Source organism: Dysgonomonas sp. 521, assembly GCF_010501055.1.
Lineage (GTDB): Bacteria > Bacteroidota > Bacteroidia > Bacteroidales > Dysgonomonadaceae > Dysgonomonas.
The window spans coordinates 1-17717 of record NZ_QVMO01000044.1; the positions used below are offsets into that span (position 1 = coordinate 1).

General features: G+C 43.1%; 17 protein-coding genes. 5 read left to right on the forward strand and 12 right to left on the reverse strand.

Annotated features, from left to right (window positions below; translation table 11 throughout):
- Positions 1-32 precede the first annotated feature (32 nt).
- The 6 genes from D0T84_RS13000 to D0T84_RS13025 all read right to left on the reverse strand — a co-directional run bounded on the left by D0T84_RS13000 (position 33) and on the right by D0T84_RS13025 (position 6784).
- Positions 33-530, reverse strand: coding sequence for a co-chaperone YbbN (locus tag D0T84_RS13000; RefSeq protein WP_163308309.1), 498 nt, complete (start codon positions 528-530; stop codon positions 33-35).
- A gap of 118 nt (positions 531-648) precedes the next feature.
- Positions 649-834 carry a DUF2892 domain-containing protein gene (locus D0T84_RS13005; protein WP_163308310.1) on the reverse strand — a complete coding sequence of 62 codons (186 nt, stop codon included), beginning with the start codon at positions 832-834 and terminating at the stop codon, positions 649-651.
- Between the two features lie 2 nt (positions 835-836).
- On the reverse strand, positions 837-1148 hold the full coding sequence (locus tag D0T84_RS13010; protein WP_163308311.1) for a hypothetical protein: 312 nt from the start codon (positions 1146-1148) through the stop codon (positions 837-839).
- A gap of 2 nt (positions 1149-1150) precedes the next feature.
- Positions 1151-4363 carry an efflux RND transporter permease subunit gene (locus D0T84_RS13015; RefSeq protein ID WP_163308312.1) on the reverse strand — a complete coding sequence of 1071 codons (3213 nt, stop codon included), beginning with the start codon at positions 4361-4363 and terminating at the stop codon, positions 1151-1153.
- 10 nt (positions 4364-4373) lie between these two features.
- Positions 4374-5456, reverse strand: a complete 1083-nt coding sequence (locus D0T84_RS13020; protein WP_163308313.1) for an efflux RND transporter periplasmic adaptor subunit — start codon at positions 5454-5456, stop codon at positions 4374-4376.
- A 14-nt stretch (positions 5457-5470) separates the two neighbouring features.
- Complete coding sequence (locus tag D0T84_RS13025) at positions 5471-6784, reverse strand: TolC family protein (protein WP_163308314.1); 1314 nt, start codon at positions 6782-6784, stop codon at positions 5471-5473.
- Positions 6785-7041: 257 nt separating this feature from the next.
- Here D0T84_RS13025 and D0T84_RS13030 point away from each other — a divergent pair, with 257 nt between their 5' ends.
- The 5 genes from D0T84_RS13030 to D0T84_RS13050 are packed head-to-tail and all read left to right on the forward strand — an operon-like array spanning position 7042 to position 8693.
- The gene (locus tag D0T84_RS13030) at positions 7042-7242 is read left to right on the forward strand and encodes a DUF6132 family protein (protein ID WP_046148745.1); all 201 of its coding nucleotides are present in this window, start codon (positions 7042-7044) and stop codon (positions 7240-7242) included.
- Positions 7243-7270: 28 nt separating this feature from the next.
- Positions 7271-7570, forward strand: a complete 300-nt coding sequence (locus D0T84_RS13035; protein WP_163308315.1) for a rhodanese-like domain-containing protein — start codon at positions 7271-7273, stop codon at positions 7568-7570.
- A gap of 12 nt (positions 7571-7582) precedes the next feature.
- Positions 7583-7825, forward strand: coding sequence for a hypothetical protein (locus D0T84_RS13040; RefSeq protein WP_163308316.1), 243 nt, complete (start codon positions 7583-7585; stop codon positions 7823-7825).
- Positions 7822-8292 carry a thioredoxin gene (gene trxA, locus D0T84_RS13045; RefSeq protein WP_163274098.1) on the forward strand — a complete coding sequence of 157 codons (471 nt, stop codon included), beginning with the start codon at positions 7822-7824 and terminating at the stop codon, positions 8290-8292. Before D0T84_RS13040 ends, trxA begins: the two co-directional genes overlap by 4 nt.
- 23 nt (positions 8293-8315) lie before the next feature.
- A complete protein-coding gene (locus D0T84_RS13050; protein WP_002561298.1) occupies positions 8316-8693 on the forward strand; it encodes a MarR family winged helix-turn-helix transcriptional regulator in 378 nt (125 codons plus the stop codon).
- 105 nt (positions 8694-8798) lie between these two features.
- Here the strand turns inward: D0T84_RS13050 and D0T84_RS13055 are convergent, their stop codons facing one another.
- From D0T84_RS13055 to D0T84_RS13080, 6 genes are read right to left on the reverse strand one after another with little or no spacing between them, the layout of a single operon-like run.
- Entirely contained in the window at positions 8799-9269 is a 471-nt protein-coding gene (locus D0T84_RS13055) for a nucleoside-triphosphatase (protein ID WP_163274097.1), read from the reverse strand.
- A 9-nt stretch (positions 9270-9278) separates the two neighbouring features.
- The gene (locus D0T84_RS13060; RefSeq protein WP_163308317.1) at positions 9279-11276 is read right to left on the reverse strand and encodes a TonB-dependent siderophore receptor; all 1998 of its coding nucleotides are present in this window, start codon (positions 11274-11276) and stop codon (positions 9279-9281) included.
- Positions 11273-11944: a respiratory nitrate reductase subunit gamma gene (gene narI / locus D0T84_RS13065; protein WP_163308318.1), complete on the reverse strand. Its 672-nt coding sequence runs from the start codon at positions 11942-11944 to the stop codon at positions 11273-11275. The genes D0T84_RS13060 and narI overlap by 4 nt, the downstream gene beginning before the upstream one ends.
- Positions 11941-12489 (reverse strand): nitrate reductase molybdenum cofactor assembly chaperone, encoded by a 549-nt coding sequence (narJ, locus tag D0T84_RS13070; RefSeq protein ID WP_163308319.1) that lies wholly within the window; start codon positions 12487-12489, stop codon positions 11941-11943. The genes narI and narJ overlap by 4 nt, the downstream gene beginning before the upstream one ends.
- A gap of 28 nt (positions 12490-12517) precedes the next feature.
- On the reverse strand, positions 12518-13987 hold the full coding sequence (gene narH, locus D0T84_RS13075; protein ID WP_002561303.1) for a nitrate reductase subunit beta: 1470 nt from the start codon (positions 13985-13987) through the stop codon (positions 12518-12520).
- Positions 13984-17709, reverse strand: a complete 3726-nt coding sequence (locus tag D0T84_RS13080) for a nitrate reductase subunit alpha (RefSeq protein ID WP_163308320.1) — start codon at positions 17707-17709, stop codon at positions 13984-13986. Before D0T84_RS13080 ends, narH begins: the two co-directional genes overlap by 4 nt.
- Positions 17710-17717: the final 8 nt, after the last annotated feature.

Consider the following 17717-nt stretch of genomic DNA (forward strand, 5'->3'; position numbering starts at 1 on the left):
GAAAATTCAAATCGAAAAATCAAAGAACGTGCTCACTCCCCTTTATCCATAAGGGTTTTAACGATGTCAATATTTTCTAAACCGGACACTAGTGACATTTTATCATATATTTTTTCTAAGTTTTGTTCCGGAACAACCCCCATAATCCGGGCAACTTCAATCCCTTCGTTAAATATAAATATATTAGGTACTCCTGATATGTTATATTTTAAGTCATATTCGGGGTATTTATCTAAATTGAGTTTATAGAAACCCGTTTTTCCCTGATTATTTTTCGCCAGCTTACTTAAACTAGCCGACATTACATCACATAATTCTGAGTTCTCCGCATAAAACAGGACAAAGCATTTTTTTAGGGTTATGCTGTCAAAAAAAGAATCTTTATCTAACTCAATTAAGCTATTCTCATTTTCATTTAATAGTGGTTTACTCTGAGTTTGTATTCCAAGTATGTATATAAAAATTGTGAAAACAATAATTCCTGTAAGAATATGTCCTGTCTTTATCCGTATACTTTTATTCTTTTTCATAATTCTGTTTTTTAGACTAAAATATGTACTTCTTACAATGAGAATAGAAATAATAAAGAGAGCAAGAACAAGAGTTAAGTACTATTCCTGCCCTCTTTGAACTTATTAATCAATTAAATCACTTAATATTTAATTGATCAAGTATCTTTTCCAAAGGACAAAACTTGGTAAAGGACGACTGTATAAGATTCACTCCTACAAAGGCGGGCAGTAACAACCACTCGATGGAAACAAAGTAGGCTAAGGAAATGCCTGCCAGCACCATGCTGCCCGCTACAATGCGGATAATATATTCACGTTTCATAATCAGAATAGTTTAGAGAAATTTTCAACATCAAGAATAAACACATGTACCGGAAAAGGATTTTCCGTTTCTATATTGCAAGAATCAATCTCCATAAGCGCTTTGTCTGCTATCTCTTTTTCAACAAAGCTGAATAGCATAATGGAGTTTGTTTTTGCATTATTGGAATTAACAGCAAACCAGCCCAGGTTTTCTTTTTTCCTTTTATAACCGGTTATATTGGTTACACTAAAGCGATTCACTCCGGCATCTTGCAGCATCCCGGCTACCCGCTCCTGATATTCTTTAATACTTAATACAACTAATAGTTTCATGGTTATTTTACTTTTTTCTTTAACATCTTAAAATATAATAAGGGTACGACAATCAATGTCAGCACAGTAGAGGTAATTGTTCCACCCAACAGAGATATAGCCAAACCTTGGAAGATGGGGTCGAACAGCATAACAATCGCTCCCAAGACCACACCACCGGCAGTAAGTATAATGGGAATAGTGCGCACGGCACCGGATTCAATCACGGCCTGTTTCAATGGGATACCGTCTTTCAGGCGGATATCTATAAAGTCGATCAGCAATACAGAGTTGCGCACCATAATTCCGGCCAGGGCAATAAACCCAATCATGGAAGGTGCACTGAAATAAGCACCGAAAGCCCAATGTCCGAGAATAATCCCGATCAGAGACAACGGTATGGCTGCCAACTGTACCAATGGCGTGATAAAGTTTTGAAACCAGGCTACAATCAATATGTAGATAATAATCAATACCAGCATAAAAGCCAAGCCCAGATCGCGGAACACCTCGTAGGTTATCTGCCATTCGCCGTCCCATTTCAAGGCAAAATTGTCTTCGTACCGGGGTTGTTCACTATATTCTTCCGACAGGGTATATCCTTCGGGAAGCTTTATTTCGGACAGTTTATCCGATACTGTGGTAATCGGGTATATGGGGCTTTCGAGGTCTCCGGCAACTTCGGTCAGGACGAACACCACTCGTTTTTGATCTTTGCGCTGGATGCTTTTCGCCTTCTCACCTTGGGTAACCGTTACTAAATCGCTGATCGGAACGGCTATTCCCTGTTGGTTGACCACTTTCATGCTTAGTATATCTTCCAGACTCGCTTTTTCTGTTTCGGGCAATTGAAGCACAATCCCTACCTGTTGAACGGAAGCAGACTGATGCAATACACCTACAGACATACCCGATAGGGCGGCACGTATGTTCTGAACGATTTGCGCGTTGGGAATTCCTAACCGCATAGCCTTGTCTTTATCCACTTCAAACTTATATTCTACTTGTGTATCCTCTACCGACCAATCCACATCGGCCACATTATCTGTTGCAGCCAATATATCTTTCACCTGACGGGCTACCTCGATCTGCCTTTCGTAGTCCGGGCCGTATATTTCGGCAACAATAGTAGACATCACCGGCGGGCCGGGAGGAACTTCCACCACTTTTACATTAGCATTATACTTCTTAGCAATAGCCTGCAAATCAGCACGCACAGAAGTAGCTATATCATGGCTTTGTTCGCTGCGCTCGCCTTTACCTATCAGATTGACCTGTATATCGGCAATGTTATCACCCATGCGCATATCGTAGTGACGAACCAACCCGTTGAAACTAATAGGAGCCGATGTGCCTACGTAGGTTTGGTAGTTAGTAACCTTATCGTTCCGGCTCAGGTATACGGCTAATTCCTTGGTAACGGCTGCCGTACGTTCCAATGTGGTGCCTTCAGGCATATCAATCACTACTTGAAATTCATTCTTATTGTCGAAAGGCAACATTTTCACGGGAACCGCTTTGGTGTAGAACAGCGAGAAGGTGGCAAGCAGAATTACTGTCAGGCCAATCATAAAGCCCCAACGGTATTTTCTATTTTCCAAAAACGGGGTGATGGTTCTGGCATATAGCCTATACATCTTCGTTTCGCGCAAATCGGAGTCTTTCTCTTCCTTTTTCTTCCCTTCCTTCTTTCCTTTTTTATCTTTATGGCGGAGGAACAGATAGCCAAAGTACGGAGTAAGTGTCAACGCTATGATTAAAGAGAAGGTCATCGCGATAGATGCCCCGATAGGCATCGGACTCATATAAGGCCCCATCATTCCCGATACGAAAGCCATAGGCAATACGGCGGCAATAACAGTAAGCGTTGCCAAGATAGTCGGATTGCCCACCTCGTTGATAGCGTACAAGGCGGCTTGCAATGGCGGTAGTTTCTTCATCTTGAAATGCCGGTGCATATTCTCGGCAATCACAATAGAGTCGTCTGTTACAATACCTGTTACAAACACTAAAGCAAACAAGGTAATACGATTGAGCGTATATCCTAAGAAATAGTAAGCAAACAAGGTAAGGGCAAAAGTTACCGGTACGGAAAGGAATACCACTAACCCGCCACGCCAACCCATAGCCAGCATCACAAACAAGGTTACGATGACGATGGCGATAGAAAGATGCGATAACAACTCGAAGACTTTATCGGAAGCTGTTTCCCCGTAATTGCGGGTAATTTCCACATGTACATCATTGGTTATAACCTCTTTCTTCAGATGTTCCACTTTATCGTTCACTATTTCTGCCAACTGCATGGCATCGGCTCCCTTCTTTTTGGCTATCGATATGGTTACAGCCGAGTAATCATCGGGCATAGCGTTCTTTTTATCTTTCGACGCAGCTCCATAGCCAAACGAAACATACTGCTTAGGTACTTCGGGGCCGTCTTCTACCTCGGCTATCTGATAGAGGTATACGGGCTGATTATCGCTCGTTCCCACTATCAGGTTTTTTACCTCTTCTACATTGGAAAAGAAGCTGCCTGTCTGTACAGAGTAAACCATATCGCCTGTTATGATATTACCGCTATACATCTGCGAATTATTGGCTTGTAAGGCTTGAGTGATTGCCCCGAAGTCGAGCTTGCTCTGAGCCATTTTGTCTTTGTCGAGCATCACTTTCACCTCGCGGCTTTGTCCGCCAATAACATTTACCTGGGCCACGTCGGGTATTTTCTTTATCTCGTCACCCACCACTTCGGCCACCTGGCGCAACTGAAAGTCGCCCATCGTTTCGCTCCAAAGTGTATATGCCAATGCGGGAACATCGTCTATGGCGCGCGATTTTACCAGAGGCATAGTCGCTCCCTGTGGCATACGGTCCATATTTTTCATTATTTCGTTGTAGAGCTTTACTAACGAACGTTCCACATCTTCGCCTACATAGAATTGCACGGTAAGCATTCCCATACCATTCATAGAAGTTGAATACACATGCTCAACACCTTTGACATTGGAAACCACTTTTTCGAGCGGCTGCATGATTCTCGATTCGACCTCCTCGGGCGAAGCGCCCGGGTAACCAACCATAATGTCGGCCATGGGCACATCGATCTGAGGCTCTTCTTCTCTCGGGATAAGGTATAGACTGAACAGCCCTAAGAGCATAAAAGCAATAAAGAGTAAAACACTCAATTTTGACTTAATGAACGCGTTGGCTATTTTTCCTGAAATTCCATTTTCCATAACTTCCTGTTTATTTAGATACCGACACTTTCACTCCGTTATACAACTTGCTTCCAGCACTCAACACCACTTTGTCGCTGTGGTTCAAACCCGAAAGAACCTCTATCTGATTTCCGATTGTTTTACCCAGCCGAACCCAGCGCAGGTTTGCTTCACTGCGGTCGTCCACCACATACACACCCGTTAGCTGGTCGCGGTAAACAACGGAACTTTTATCTATCACTATCTTTGATGCAGTGCCTTCTTTTAGCTTATTAGGTATTAGTATATTCACATACATTCCCGAATGGATATTCTCTTTGTCCTTGGTGTCGATAGCCAGTTTCATGGCATATTGTCCTCCTGTGCGATAGGCCGAAGGGCTAAGCTCCGACACTTTCCCTGCGATGGTTGTACCCAATGACTTGATCTCTATCTGTGCCGCATCGCCTACTTTCACATACGGAATGTAGCTTTCGGGCACAGATGCAACGATTTGTAGTTCGCCGCTTTGTTCCATCATCAGGATAGGCATTCCGGGATTAGCCATGCTACCTTCGTCCATCATTTTTTGAGTAACCGTTCCCGAAAAGGGAGCACGGATATGGCTATAGGCCAGCATCGCATTCACTTCGTTCATCTGCTGATGAGCCATTTGTACTTTTGCCTGCATGGAGGTATGTTGTAAGGAGACGTTTTCCAATTCCTTATCCGATACACTGTTTTGTGCATGCAATGTTTTGAAGCGTTCATAGTCTCGCCCGGCGTTTTTCGCTGCTGCTTCGGCCTCGGTAATCATAGCTTGCACCTGTGCTTTTTTAGCCTGGATATCATCACTGCTGATTGAAACCAATAATTGTCCGGCTGAAACCTTATCACCCGGCTTCGCATGTATCTTATTTATATATCCCATCATACGTGTACTGATGGCGGCTGTTTGGCGGGCAGTGATCTCGCCACTCAAATAAAAGCCTTCGTTGGTTGACCGGGTGGGATAATACACCTCTACATTTACGGCCGGCTGGCCTTTCTCTTTTTGCTCATCGGCAGATGAACAGGAATAAAATATGGATATTGCTGCAATACCTAAAATTACGTTTCTTGAAATTTTCATATCTATCTATTTTGTTAATTCTTAGTTGTGGATAAAAACCGGAGGTATGCTTCTATTATATTATAGGACATAATAGCTTGTGAGAGCAGAAGTTTCTGCCCTGAGAACTGGGCCTGCGCCATCAATAGGTCGGTGGTGCTTGCCAAACCCTCGCTATGACGATCGGCCAGGATGCGCAAGGCTTCTTCGGCCTGCTCAACACTTATCTGTTGTTTATTTATTTCCGTTTGCGAGTCGTTCAGATCACGCCTCGCCTTGTCTAATTCCAGTTGTTCTTTTTTAATATGCAGGTTTAGTTCTTCCTGCATCCGGCCTTTTTGGTATTGTGCCGATTTCATTTTGCTGCGGTTCCGATTGCCTGAGAAGATATCCCAGCTCAGGTTGATACCTGCCAAATAAGAATCGTTTCTGAACTTGAAGGCTTTAGAGTCATTCAGGTTGTATGAACCGAAGGCATTAATGCGTGGCAGGAAGGCCATCCGGGAAGATTTCAGCATCATATCCGTTGCATCTACAGCCTTTTGGAGCGCCATAATATCCGAACGGAACAGAGAAAGATTCGTTTCCGGATATATTTCTCTTTTTTGTACTAAAGAATCGGCGGTATATACTTCATCGCTTATGTCTTGCCCCATCAGCAGGCGAAGCCCGTTAGAGGCATTGTGTATGTTGCTTTCGGCTTTTGCCAAAGCACTCTCAATAGTATTTACTTGTACCTGTGCATTCAATACGTCCGATTTTTGTATCAGTCCCTGATTGTAAAAATTAGTCACTGATCGGTGTATTTGTTTCACGTCGTCGAGCGATTTTCTGAGGATGTTCCGTGCCTGATAGGCCATTTGCAACGCAGTATATGCTTTTCTAACTTCAAACTCGATGTATTCTTTGGTCCGCTCGGCTTTATATTTGTATACCTCTTCCTGTGCGCGGGCTCCTTTACGGGCATAAATCATATCCATGTTCAAAAGGGGTAGTTTCGCCTCTACCTGGGTGCCGTAATTTTGTGTGGCACCCGGATTGTTCAGCTTTGCAGGATCGAAATCCATCGCTGTAACTGATTCCTGCTGTAAAAGGAAGCCAAAAGTATTCAACGGATTGTTTGTTGTTAATGCTGTATATCCCAGTGTGATTTGAGGCAGGAAAATAGCGTCGGTCTGATGATAGTCGGCATTGGCTATTTTTCTATCCAGATTTGAGATTTTTATATTACTGTTATTTTCAACAGCAATATTTACGGCATCCTCTGCCGTGATGTGCCGGTGGCTTTGTGCCTGAACCGACAGGCTAAGCCAGATTACACTTAATGTGATGATCGTTGTTCTTTTCATTTTTACTATATTCTACTGTTTATTGTATACTCGGATTAGTTTCCAATGGAAATATGGTACAAAGGAAAGTAATATATTCCAAAGAAACAAGTTTCCGACGGAAAATAATCTTTTTGAATGTTTTTTTCTTATTGTTTCGTTTTGTAAAACTCTTATTTATAGCGTATATATAATTTTTTGCAAATTATTTCTAAAAGAAGTAGTTTCCGTTAGAAATAAATGTTTATCTTTGTGATCTGAATGATAAAAACAAACATATGGAAGTCATAAAAAATAATTGGACATACCTTTTAGGAGCTCTGTTAGGTGCAGTAGGCGGATATCTTTATTGGAGATATATCGGATGTAGTACCGGAACTTGTCCCATAACTTCATCGCCTACCATGAGTACTTTGTATGGAGTGCTGATGGGTAGTTTATTAGGAGGAATTTTTAAAAAAGATAAAGCGAAAAAGTAGTGAAACAAACAATAATAAATTAAACATTATGGCAGGATTTTTCAGCAGGCTGTTCGGATTAGAAGAGAAGGCCGATTTCAAAACACTTTTAGAAAACGGGGCTATACTTCTGGATGTTCGAACAAAAGAAGAGTATAAGCAGGGAGCAGTAGCTAATTCAGTTAATATTCCCCTGGATAGTTTGAACAACAATCTATCAAAGCTCAAAAAGGACAAACCCATTATTGCCGTATGTGCCAGTGGGATGCGTAGCCGTAGCGCGGTAGCGGTCTTAAGGTCTAAAGGGTTTCAGGAAGTATACAATGGAGGAAGTTGGTCTAATTTTTAAATGGAGAACAATATGAATCGTATATTAAAAAACTGGGATATTACCCGGATAGTCCGATTACTATTGGGAATAGCAGTCGCTATCTACTCGATAACCTCCAAAGATTATATTTTCCTTATATTAGGAGGATTACTGCTTTTTCAGGCAATCATGAATGTGTCCTGCTGTGGAGCGGGAGGATGTTATACTGATAAGCAACAGAAAGAAAACATCTATGGTAACCAGATTAAAAAATATGAACCGGATAGAAAATGAAACATACAATCTTATTATTTCCGCTAATAGCGCTGTTGCTAATTTCTTGTAATAACAAAGCGGAAACAAAAAATCAAACGGAAGTAAAAACTAAAAAAGAGAACAATATGACAACAATACATTTAACAAAGGCTGAATTCTTATCAAAAGTTGCTAATTTTGAAGCAAGTTCCCAGTGGCAGTATTTGGGAGATAAGCCGGCATTGATTGATTTCTACGCAGACTGGTGTGGACCGTGTAAAGCGATAGCTCCGGTATTGGAAGAACTGGCGGCAGAATATAAGGACCGTATCTATATTTATAAAATCAATACGGAAACAGAGCCTGAACTCGCTGCTGCCTTTGGAATAAGGAGTATTCCATCATTGCTGTTTATTCCGATGAATGAACAGCCCCAGATGGCAGCAGGAGCATTGCCCAAACAGCAATTAAAAGATGCTATCGATACTATTTTATTAAAAGAATAATGAGAATATAAATTTATACTGTAATGGCAAATAATATGGATAATTCGCAAGTAAGTACGCTATGTCAGATCAGGGATGTATACAGGGCGATTTATGAATTTGAATCAGACTTCCAGCAATCATATAACCTGGGGTTGAACGAAGGAATGCTGTTATGCTCGCTGAGCATTCAAAAATATTCTTCAAATGAATTGGCCGGTGTTTTAGGATTGAGTAATTCGAATACATCGAAAGTAATAAAATCGGTAGAAAAGAAAGGTCTTATCAAGCGTATTGTGGGGAAAGACGATAAGCGGCAAATGTATTTTGTATTGACTAATGCCGGGCAAAAAAAGCTTGAATCGATTAAATGCGCTGAATTTAATATTCCTGAATCGTTAAAGCCAGTGATCAAGCTGTAATAGCAGGATATAAAAAAAGCAGAAGCAACGGTTTCATTAACTATTGCTCCTGTCTTTTTTGTTATGTCAATGATCCTAAAGAAACAGAGCTTTTATATTATACTATTATATACCCAATAACCGGTATTCCTTTATTTTGTACTGATTCAGGATATCGACTAAGAGACTATCCCTTACCGTAATAGTTATCTCCCTGTCAGATTTCAACAACCTACGCAACAGTTTATCGTATCCCTTCCCTTTGAGTTCCAGTTTGCCGATTTCATCTATCCAGACAGGAATGTGGTCAGAAGAACTCAATATGTATTGTTCGGCTATCTCGAATGTTTCTTTCAGGAAAGCAAACCGTCCCTGGATAAGATAACAGTTCTCGTTTTGGTATATGGATTCTTTTAAACAGATAAAAGGGATTTCTTCTTTACCGGGTAGCAGAATGAGGTTGTAACCCACAATCGTTTTTTCCTCATTGTATAGTTTTTTTGCGTATAAACCTATACCATCTCCACTTTCTTCGTATAGTTTTAGAAATCGGGTACTCTTTCCACCATTTACAAGCCCTGTTATAATCCTTATCATGGGTTGCTCTTATTTTTTAATAAACCGGTAAGCCAACGAAATATAATACCGTCGTCCTTCCATTGGATATCCTTCGGAGAAATAATAGAGTTTGTCGAAGAGATTTTTTATTCCCAGTTTTACATCGAATCCATTAAACTGTTTACCTATATTAGTATGGAACAGTGCATATCCCGGAATTGTTATTTTGCCGTCACTGCTCATATTCGTTTTGCTGACGGCGGTCATCCGCGCCTGAATCCTTGTATCATAAAAAGGGCTGACCTGTATCATCGCGTTCCATTTATGATCGGGTACTTCAGTAAACTTTATATTCTTATCCGTTTTGTTTATGCGGTTGATATAGCTGTAATTAGTTTCTGCTTCTATCCACCTGTATCGGTAAGATAATCCAGTTTCAAAACCCCTAAAATGAGCTTTCCCTTTATTCTGAAGTTGCCATATAAGCGGGTCTTCTGTATCCACTCCTGTGATTTCCTGAATGGTATTGGTGAGAAGCATATAATAGGCGCTTGTGTACCATTGCCAATGATTCCATTTGCCGTTATAAGTTAAATCCAGATTGTAGGAATGTTCTGTCTTCAGATCGGGATTAGGGACTGCCTTTCCCCGTTTATACGAATATCGCTCTTTTAGTGAAGCAAAACGGGAATTCCGGGAAAAACTGAAACGTAGTCCATGATTAAGATTGTATCGGTAATCCACTGCTAACTGGTAGTTGATATCGTTGTCTGATGATTTTGGATAATTCACTATTCCGTATTCTTTAGAACTCTCTAATTGTTCGTAGGCTTCGATAGTGGCGCCCTGATGCCGGAAATATCCAATGCCAGCCAAAAGGGATAACTTATCATTGATAGTGTAGGTGTTTTCCAAAGAGAGAGAAGCTGTATATTCACTTTGTTCGGCTTCGGGGTCATCATCATCGTGGCTGCGATGCACATCTTTCTTGTAGTTCGCTCCCAGTTTCAGATGATTGTTTTCTATCCCTTTCCATCCCAATACCAAACCTGCTCCCAGCGAATAATCGTCATAATAGCTATCGAAAGCCGATTTGCTTTCCTGCGAATTATAGTTTTCATCATCATAAGCTTTCAGCAAGTTATAGTATCGGTCGTAAAACAGACGGGATTCCAATCTCCATTCTTTACCAAGGTTAGTTCCGGAAAAGAAATAGATCTGGTCTTTATCCCAATCCTTATATCTCCAGAAACGCGGTTTGCTGTTTTCACCCAGATAGGGGGGGACGTATTTATCCGCGCGCACCATACTGTATCCCACAACATATTCATCACCTTCCCGAGGGGTGAAGCCAAACTTTCCATTCAATTGCCAATCGGTTGTTTCGGAATGATGCCGCTTGCTTCCTTCTTGTAGCCCCTCTACTGCGTCATAGCCCGAAGGCAGGTGGAAATCATTGCGGTGTATCCAACCTGCATCCAGTTGCAGGAACCATTTGTCCTGCCTGGTTCCCAGATTTACAGATGTATTCCATAGTGTACTGGCCTGTATGCCTACTTCCAGCTTATTGGTTGGTGACGCACTGATGATATTTACAGCTCCCCCCATCGTATTCCCGCCTAATAAAAGGGAGGATATTCCTTTTGATACATGGATTTTGGAAACGGAAGCGGTCTGCAAGCGTCCCAGATCAATGAACCCGTCAAAAGGAACGGATACAGGTATCCCGTCCATATATACCGGAATACGGCTCTGGTTAAATCCTCGCAAATAGATCATGGTTTCTCCGCGCGATGAAGCTTCTGTAAGCGTTATCCCCGGTATCCACTCCAATGCTTCGGGCACTTTGGTGATATCCATTTGTTTTATTTCCAACGAAGATATTTCAGTGCCCGCGGATGCGGGAAGTTTTTCCATCACTACCACTTCTCCCAGTGAGAATGTTTTTATACTGTCGATCTCTTCTTTTCCAGTGTTCTGGCCATAACTGTTCAGTGTGCATACGACCAGCAGTATACACACTACGACTTGTTTAAAGTTTATCATTTTCTAAAATAATCAATCACAAAATGTACCGGTACCATCACCATGTGCATCAACTTGGTAAACGGGAAGATAATAAATATCAGAAACCCGTTAATAATATGCAGTTTGTATACCCAGCTCTGATGGGCTATATATTTCCACGAATCGGGTTCGAATATAACAATACCTTGTGCCCAATGTTCCATAGCCATATAATCCTCGAGTGGAGATTGAGTGGTAATGTATGTGCCCCACAAACCCAGTGCGATCTGGAAGAATAATAGGGCTACGATGATATAGTCCTGCAATTGACCGGTTGCCCGTACACGTATATTTGTAAACCGGCGCAGGGCAAGTATGGTAATGCCAGTAAGCGCGGTAATACCCGATAACGAACCCATAATAATGGCGAGCAGGCGCTTGGTTTCGTTCGAAATGAGCCATGTGTAAAGCCATTCGGGCGTAAGCAGTCCAAAAATATGTCCCAGAAATACCAGTATGATGGCATAATGAAAGAGCGTGCTTCCCCAGCGGATACTTTTATCGTTGCTGATAAATTGTGACGAAGTGGCTTGTATGGTGTTATTACGCTTGACGGCGCGATAAATAAATCCTGCCGCGAATACGCCCAGAGCGATATAGGGTAGATATCCCAGGAAGAAATTATTCAGATAATCCGATATTGTCATACACTCACTCCTTTCTTTTTATCAGGCTCGCTCTCCAAAGGAGTAGAGAGGCTATGTAATATATCCAGAAGAAGGACATAGGGTGTTTCTTTTTTCTCTAGCGCTTGCTTCATATTGTCCAAAATATGAGATACTTCGTGTAGTAGTTTCTCAGATTCTTCTACCCGTGTCAGCAGTGACAGGTATTCCAGAAAGAGCGGCAGGTAATCCGGTAATTCGTTGGAGCATGGGGTGAATCCTGACCCGGCATACATCTCCGTAAGATCTACCATAGCTTGTCCGCGCTCGCGTGAATCGCCATATACGTGGTCGAAAAGATAGAGATTACTGTGGGTCGAAAAATCGAACAACTGTACATATTGCTGTTGCCACCCTGTTAATGACAGCGATAGGACGTAGTCGATAAACACTTGTAATTTGACGCGTTGAGGTTCGTTCAGATAGCTTTCTTCTTCTACAATCCCCACCACACCCGAAAGATTCTCCTTTAATTCTTCGTTTGGATAATCCAGTAACAACGACAATATTTTATATGTATTTTGCATAACTAACGTATTTAAATAAAACACACTCTTATCTTCCACCAAACAGGTTGCGTCCTTCCTCTTCTTTACCCGGATATTCGTAACCCAACCCGGCCCGTAGTCCGGCCAGATCGGTATCTTCCGTTTTCGTAGGAGCTGTTGGAATAACAAACCGGTCTTTGTAATCGGCAATGGCCATATAGCGGTACATATCTTCATAATCGGCCTTTTCCAGTCCTAATTCCGCGGGAATCAAAGGGTTTTCGTTTTTCTCCACGGTGCGTTGGCGCATATACTGCCTCATGGCCAGCAAACGTGCCAGAGCGGTTCTTACAGGGGTTTCGTCTCTTGCCGTCATCATTCGCGCGATATAATTAACCGGGATACGCATTTCATCGACGGTAGCAAAGAAGTTATCCTTTACATCTGCTTGCTGAAGTACGGGAGACATGGGCGGCACGTACCATACCATAGGTAATGTACGGTATTCGGGATGAAGGGGAAAAGCTACTTTCCATTGTTTCATTAGTTTATAGACAGGTGAAGCCTGTGCCGCCCTGATAAATGAATAGGATATTCCTTGTTCCTGTGCCTTGCTGATAATTTGTGGGTCGTCAGGATCAAGTATCAGGTCAAGCTGCTTTTCGTACAGGTCTTTATCGTTTTCCGTGGCGGCATATTCATCGATACGGTCGGCATCATACAATAATACGCCGATATAGCGGATGCGCCCTACACAGGATTCGGAGCAGACTGTCGGTTTGCCGTTTTCTATCAGTGGATAGCAGAACGTACATTTCTCTGATTTTTTCCTGTCCCAGTTAAAGTAGGTCTTTTTGTAAGGGCATGCGCTTACGCATTCACGCCATCCCCGGCATTTATTCTGGTCGATGAGTACGATTCCGTCTTCTTCCCGTTTATATATTGCTCCCGAAGGACAGGATGCCGCACAGGCGGGATTGAGGCAATGCTCACACAGGCGTGGAACATAAAACATAAATGATTTCTCAAACTCTTCGTATCCTTTTGTATCAAAGTCTTTCAGGTTCGGGTCTTTTTTACGTTCATTGAAAGAACCGCCCAGATTATCTTCCCAGTTGGGGCCGTATTCTATTTTTTCCATCCGCCGGCCTGTGACCAAAGAATAAGGACGGGCACTCGGAGCCGTACGAAAACGTTTCGTCCCCGTCAACTTCGAGAAATCAAAAGTGAAAGGCTCGTAATAATCCTTCATGTCGGGTAAATGCGGATTGGCAAAAATCGTAGAAAGAATACTGAGATTGTTTCCTTGCAATAACTGCAACTTGCGTTTCCTGACAGTCCAGCCGCCTTTGTACCTGTCCTGATTTTCCCATTGTACGGGATAACCTGGTCCGGGTTTGGTTTCTACATTGTTAAACCAAACATACTCCATTCCTTTACGGCTTGTCCATACATTTTTGCAGGTAACAGAGCAGGTATGGCAACCGATACACTTGTCAAGACTCAAAACCATAGCCATTTGTGCTTGTATTTTCATCTTACTGCCTCCTTTCTTTCTTCCATATCCTCATCTTCCCAGAGAACGGTTTCACATTTGCGGATAATTACAAATTCGTCGCGGTTGGCGCCGATCGTCCCATAATAATTCAGTCCGTATGATAATTGGGCATATCCGCCAATCATGTGTGTAGGTTTAGGGCAAATGCGGGAAATGGAATTATGTATTCCTCCCCGGTTTCCCGTAATAGAGCTTAATGGAACATTCACTGTTCTTTCCTGATTGTGATACATAATCAAAGCGCCTTCGGGAATACGTTGCGAAACGATAGCCCGGCAACTTGCCGTTCCGTTGTCGTTGAACACTTCTACCCAGTCGTTATCCTGTATGTTTATTTTGGCGGCATCCACCTCGCTAATCCAGATAACAGGTCCTCCTCTACCCAATGTAAGCATGAGTAAATTATCGCTCCATGATGAATGGATAGACCATTTATTGTGAGGGGTAATCAGGTTCAGTGTCAGTGTATCATCGCTAATCCGCAACCTTTCTTTTACGTTATTAATTTCCTGTTTTGATAAGGGCGGTTTATAGCATACCAGCCCTTCGCCGAATGCCAGCATCCACGGGTGATCCTGATAGATAGACTGCCGTCCGGTTACGGTACGCCAGGGAATGAGTTCGTGTACATTGGTATAATTGGAGGTATAGTTCACTTCGTGAGATTCAACACCGCTCCATATCGGAGAATTGAGTACGCGACGGGGCTGTTGTACCAGGTCGTCATAACGGATTTGGGTATCGCCTCCTTCTTCGGTCAAATGCTCTAAATCCAGACCTGTAGGCTTTTCCAAAGATTTCCATGCTTTACGCGATGTTACGCCATTGCTTTCGGGTGCCAGCGACAGTATGGATTCGATAGCCTGAATATCCGTTTCCAAAGCAGGCAAGCCTTGTGTAACTCCCCGATCCTGTATCGTTCCGTTCAGTTTCTTGAGGAATTCGTATTCCTCATTTGATTTCCAGGTAATACCTTTTCCTGTTATTCCCGCTTTTTCCAATAACGGGCCCAAAGAAGTAAAACGTTTATATGTATTCGGATAATCACGCTCCACCACGATCAGTTTACCCATATTGTGCCCGGGGATGGGATGATTCCCGCTTTCTTTCCAATCATCCACAAACAAGGGTTCCGATATTTCGCCCGGCGAATCGTGCATCAGTGGCTGCATTACTACATCTTTTTCTACTCCTAAATGCCCCTGACACAGTTGAGAGAATTTCTCGGAAATACCTTTGAATATATCCCAATCGGTACGCGACTCCCACACAGGGTCTACTGCTTTCGAGAAAGGGTGAATAAAGGGGTGCATATCCGTGCTGCTGATATCGTTTTTCTCGTACCACGTAGCAGCCGGCAATACAATGTCGGAATGAAGGGAAGACGATGTCATCCGGTAGTCGAGCGTAACTACAAGATCGAGTTTGCCTCTTGCTCCTTCATCATGCCAGTTCTGGTAGCGAGGTAGTGGTTCGCCCAGTTCCTTCAGGTCTTCGCCGAATACACTGTTTTGTGCACCCAGAAGATGCTTCATAAAATATTCCACCCCTTTGGCGCTACTACCGATAAGGTTGGCACGCCAGATGAAGAGGTTTTTAGGGCTGTTCTCTTTCCTATCCAGATCTTCCGAAGCCAGATTCAGTTCACCTGTATGCAATTTATCGGTGATATAATTGGAAACATCTATATTTTTAGACTCGGCTTCCTTACATATCAGCAACGGGTTCCGGTCGAATTCGGGCGAAGCGGGAAGCCAACCCATCCGTTGCGATTTGATATTGCAGTCGAGCAACGTGAGTTTACTCCATTCGTCTTTCTTGCATAGTGGAGAAATCAAGCTGTCGACTTTCACCTTTTCGTAACGCCACTGATCGCTGTGCATATAGAAGTAACTCGTCGTATTCATGTGGCGGGGAGGACGTATCCAGTCCGAAGCAAAAGCCAGTGTTGCCCATCCCGATTGCGGCCGTACTTTTTCCTGACCTACATAATGCGCCCAGCCGCCGCCCGATTGCCCTACGGTTCCACACAGGATAAGCAGGTTCATGGCGGCACGATAAGTCATATCGGTATTGTACCACTGGTTGACCCCGGCGCCAATAATAATCATACTTTTACCTTCTGTTTTGGCAGCGGTTTCGGCAAACTGGCGGGCAACGGTGATTACCCTTTCGGCAGGAACTCCTGTTATCTGCTCCTGCCATTTCGGAGTATAGGGAATATTATCGTTATAATCTTTCGCGGTTTGCGGGTCGTTCAATCCTCTTTCCACACCATAGTGAGCGAGCATGATGTCGAACACTGTAGCGCATAGTACTTCACCTTCTGCTGTTTGGCATTTCACAACCGGCACTTTTCTTCTTTGTACATCCGCATGGGCAGAGGCGTTGAAGTAGGGGTTTTTATATTCTTCCCCTCCGAAGTAAGGAAAGGATACATCAATGATTTCGTCTTTTTTATCTATCAGAGATAAAAGAGGGGTATATTCTTTTCCTGTCCGCAGATCTTCGTTCCGCAGGTTCCACTTGCCTTCGTTGTTCCAGCGCGAACCGATACATCCGTTGGGAACTACCTTTTCGCCCGTTTGCTCGTCTAGCAACACAGGATACCATTCCGCTTGTTTCTCTATATTTAGTTTATCTTTGAAGTCGGAGGCACGAAGCATCATTCCGGTGCGGTAGCCCCCTTCGTAAGACTCCAGTTTCACCAGGAAAGGCAGGTCGGAATATTTCCTTACGTATGAGTCGAAATATGGAGTTGTTTTATCTACAAAAAATTCTTTCAGAATAACATGTCCCATAGCCATTCCTAATGCGGAATCAGTTCCCTGTTTCGGATTCAACCATATATCGGCAAATTTGCTTGCGTCACTGTAATCAGACGATATGGTAATAACTTTCGTTCCCTTGTATCTTACCTGCGTAAGGAAGGGCGAATCGGGCGTGCGTGTTACAGGTACATTGGAGCCCCACAGCATGATAAAAGACGAATTGTACCAATCGGCGCTTTCGGGAACATCGGTTTGTTCACCCCATGTTTGCGGGGAAGCAGGAGGCAGGTCGCAATAGAAATCATAAAAACTGAGGCATGTGCCTCCAATAAGGCTTAAGTAACGGGTTCCCGCGGCATATGACACCATCGAAAAAGCCGGGATAGGAGTAAATCCCACCAGGCGGTCGGGCCCGTATTTCTTTATGGTATAGATATTGGCGGCAGCAATGATTTCCTGTGCCAGATTCCAGTCCAGACGGACGAATCCACCTAATCCCCGTCTTTCTTTGTATTTTTTAGAGGCAACCTCATCAGCCATCACCGCTTCCCAAGCCGGGACAGGATCATGTAGTATAGCTTTTTGCTGTTGATAGGCTTCCAGCAACTCATGGCGTATCATCGGGTGTTTCACACGTCCCGAGTTATACAGATACCATGAATAACTCGCTCCGCGAGGACATCCGCGCGGTTCGTGGTTCGGCAGTCCCGGACGGTTTTGCGGATAATCCGTTTGTTGGATTTCCCACGTAACAATACCTTTCTTTACGAATATTTTCCAGGAACAGGAGCCTGTACAATTTACACCGTGAGTAGAACGTACCTCTTTATCGTGTTGCCAACGGTTGCGGTAAAAGTTTTCCCATGCTCTCTGTCCGGTATCTCCGGCTCCCGAAAAGAACTTCTTTTTTTGTAGAAGAGACTTTATCATAGCGTTCT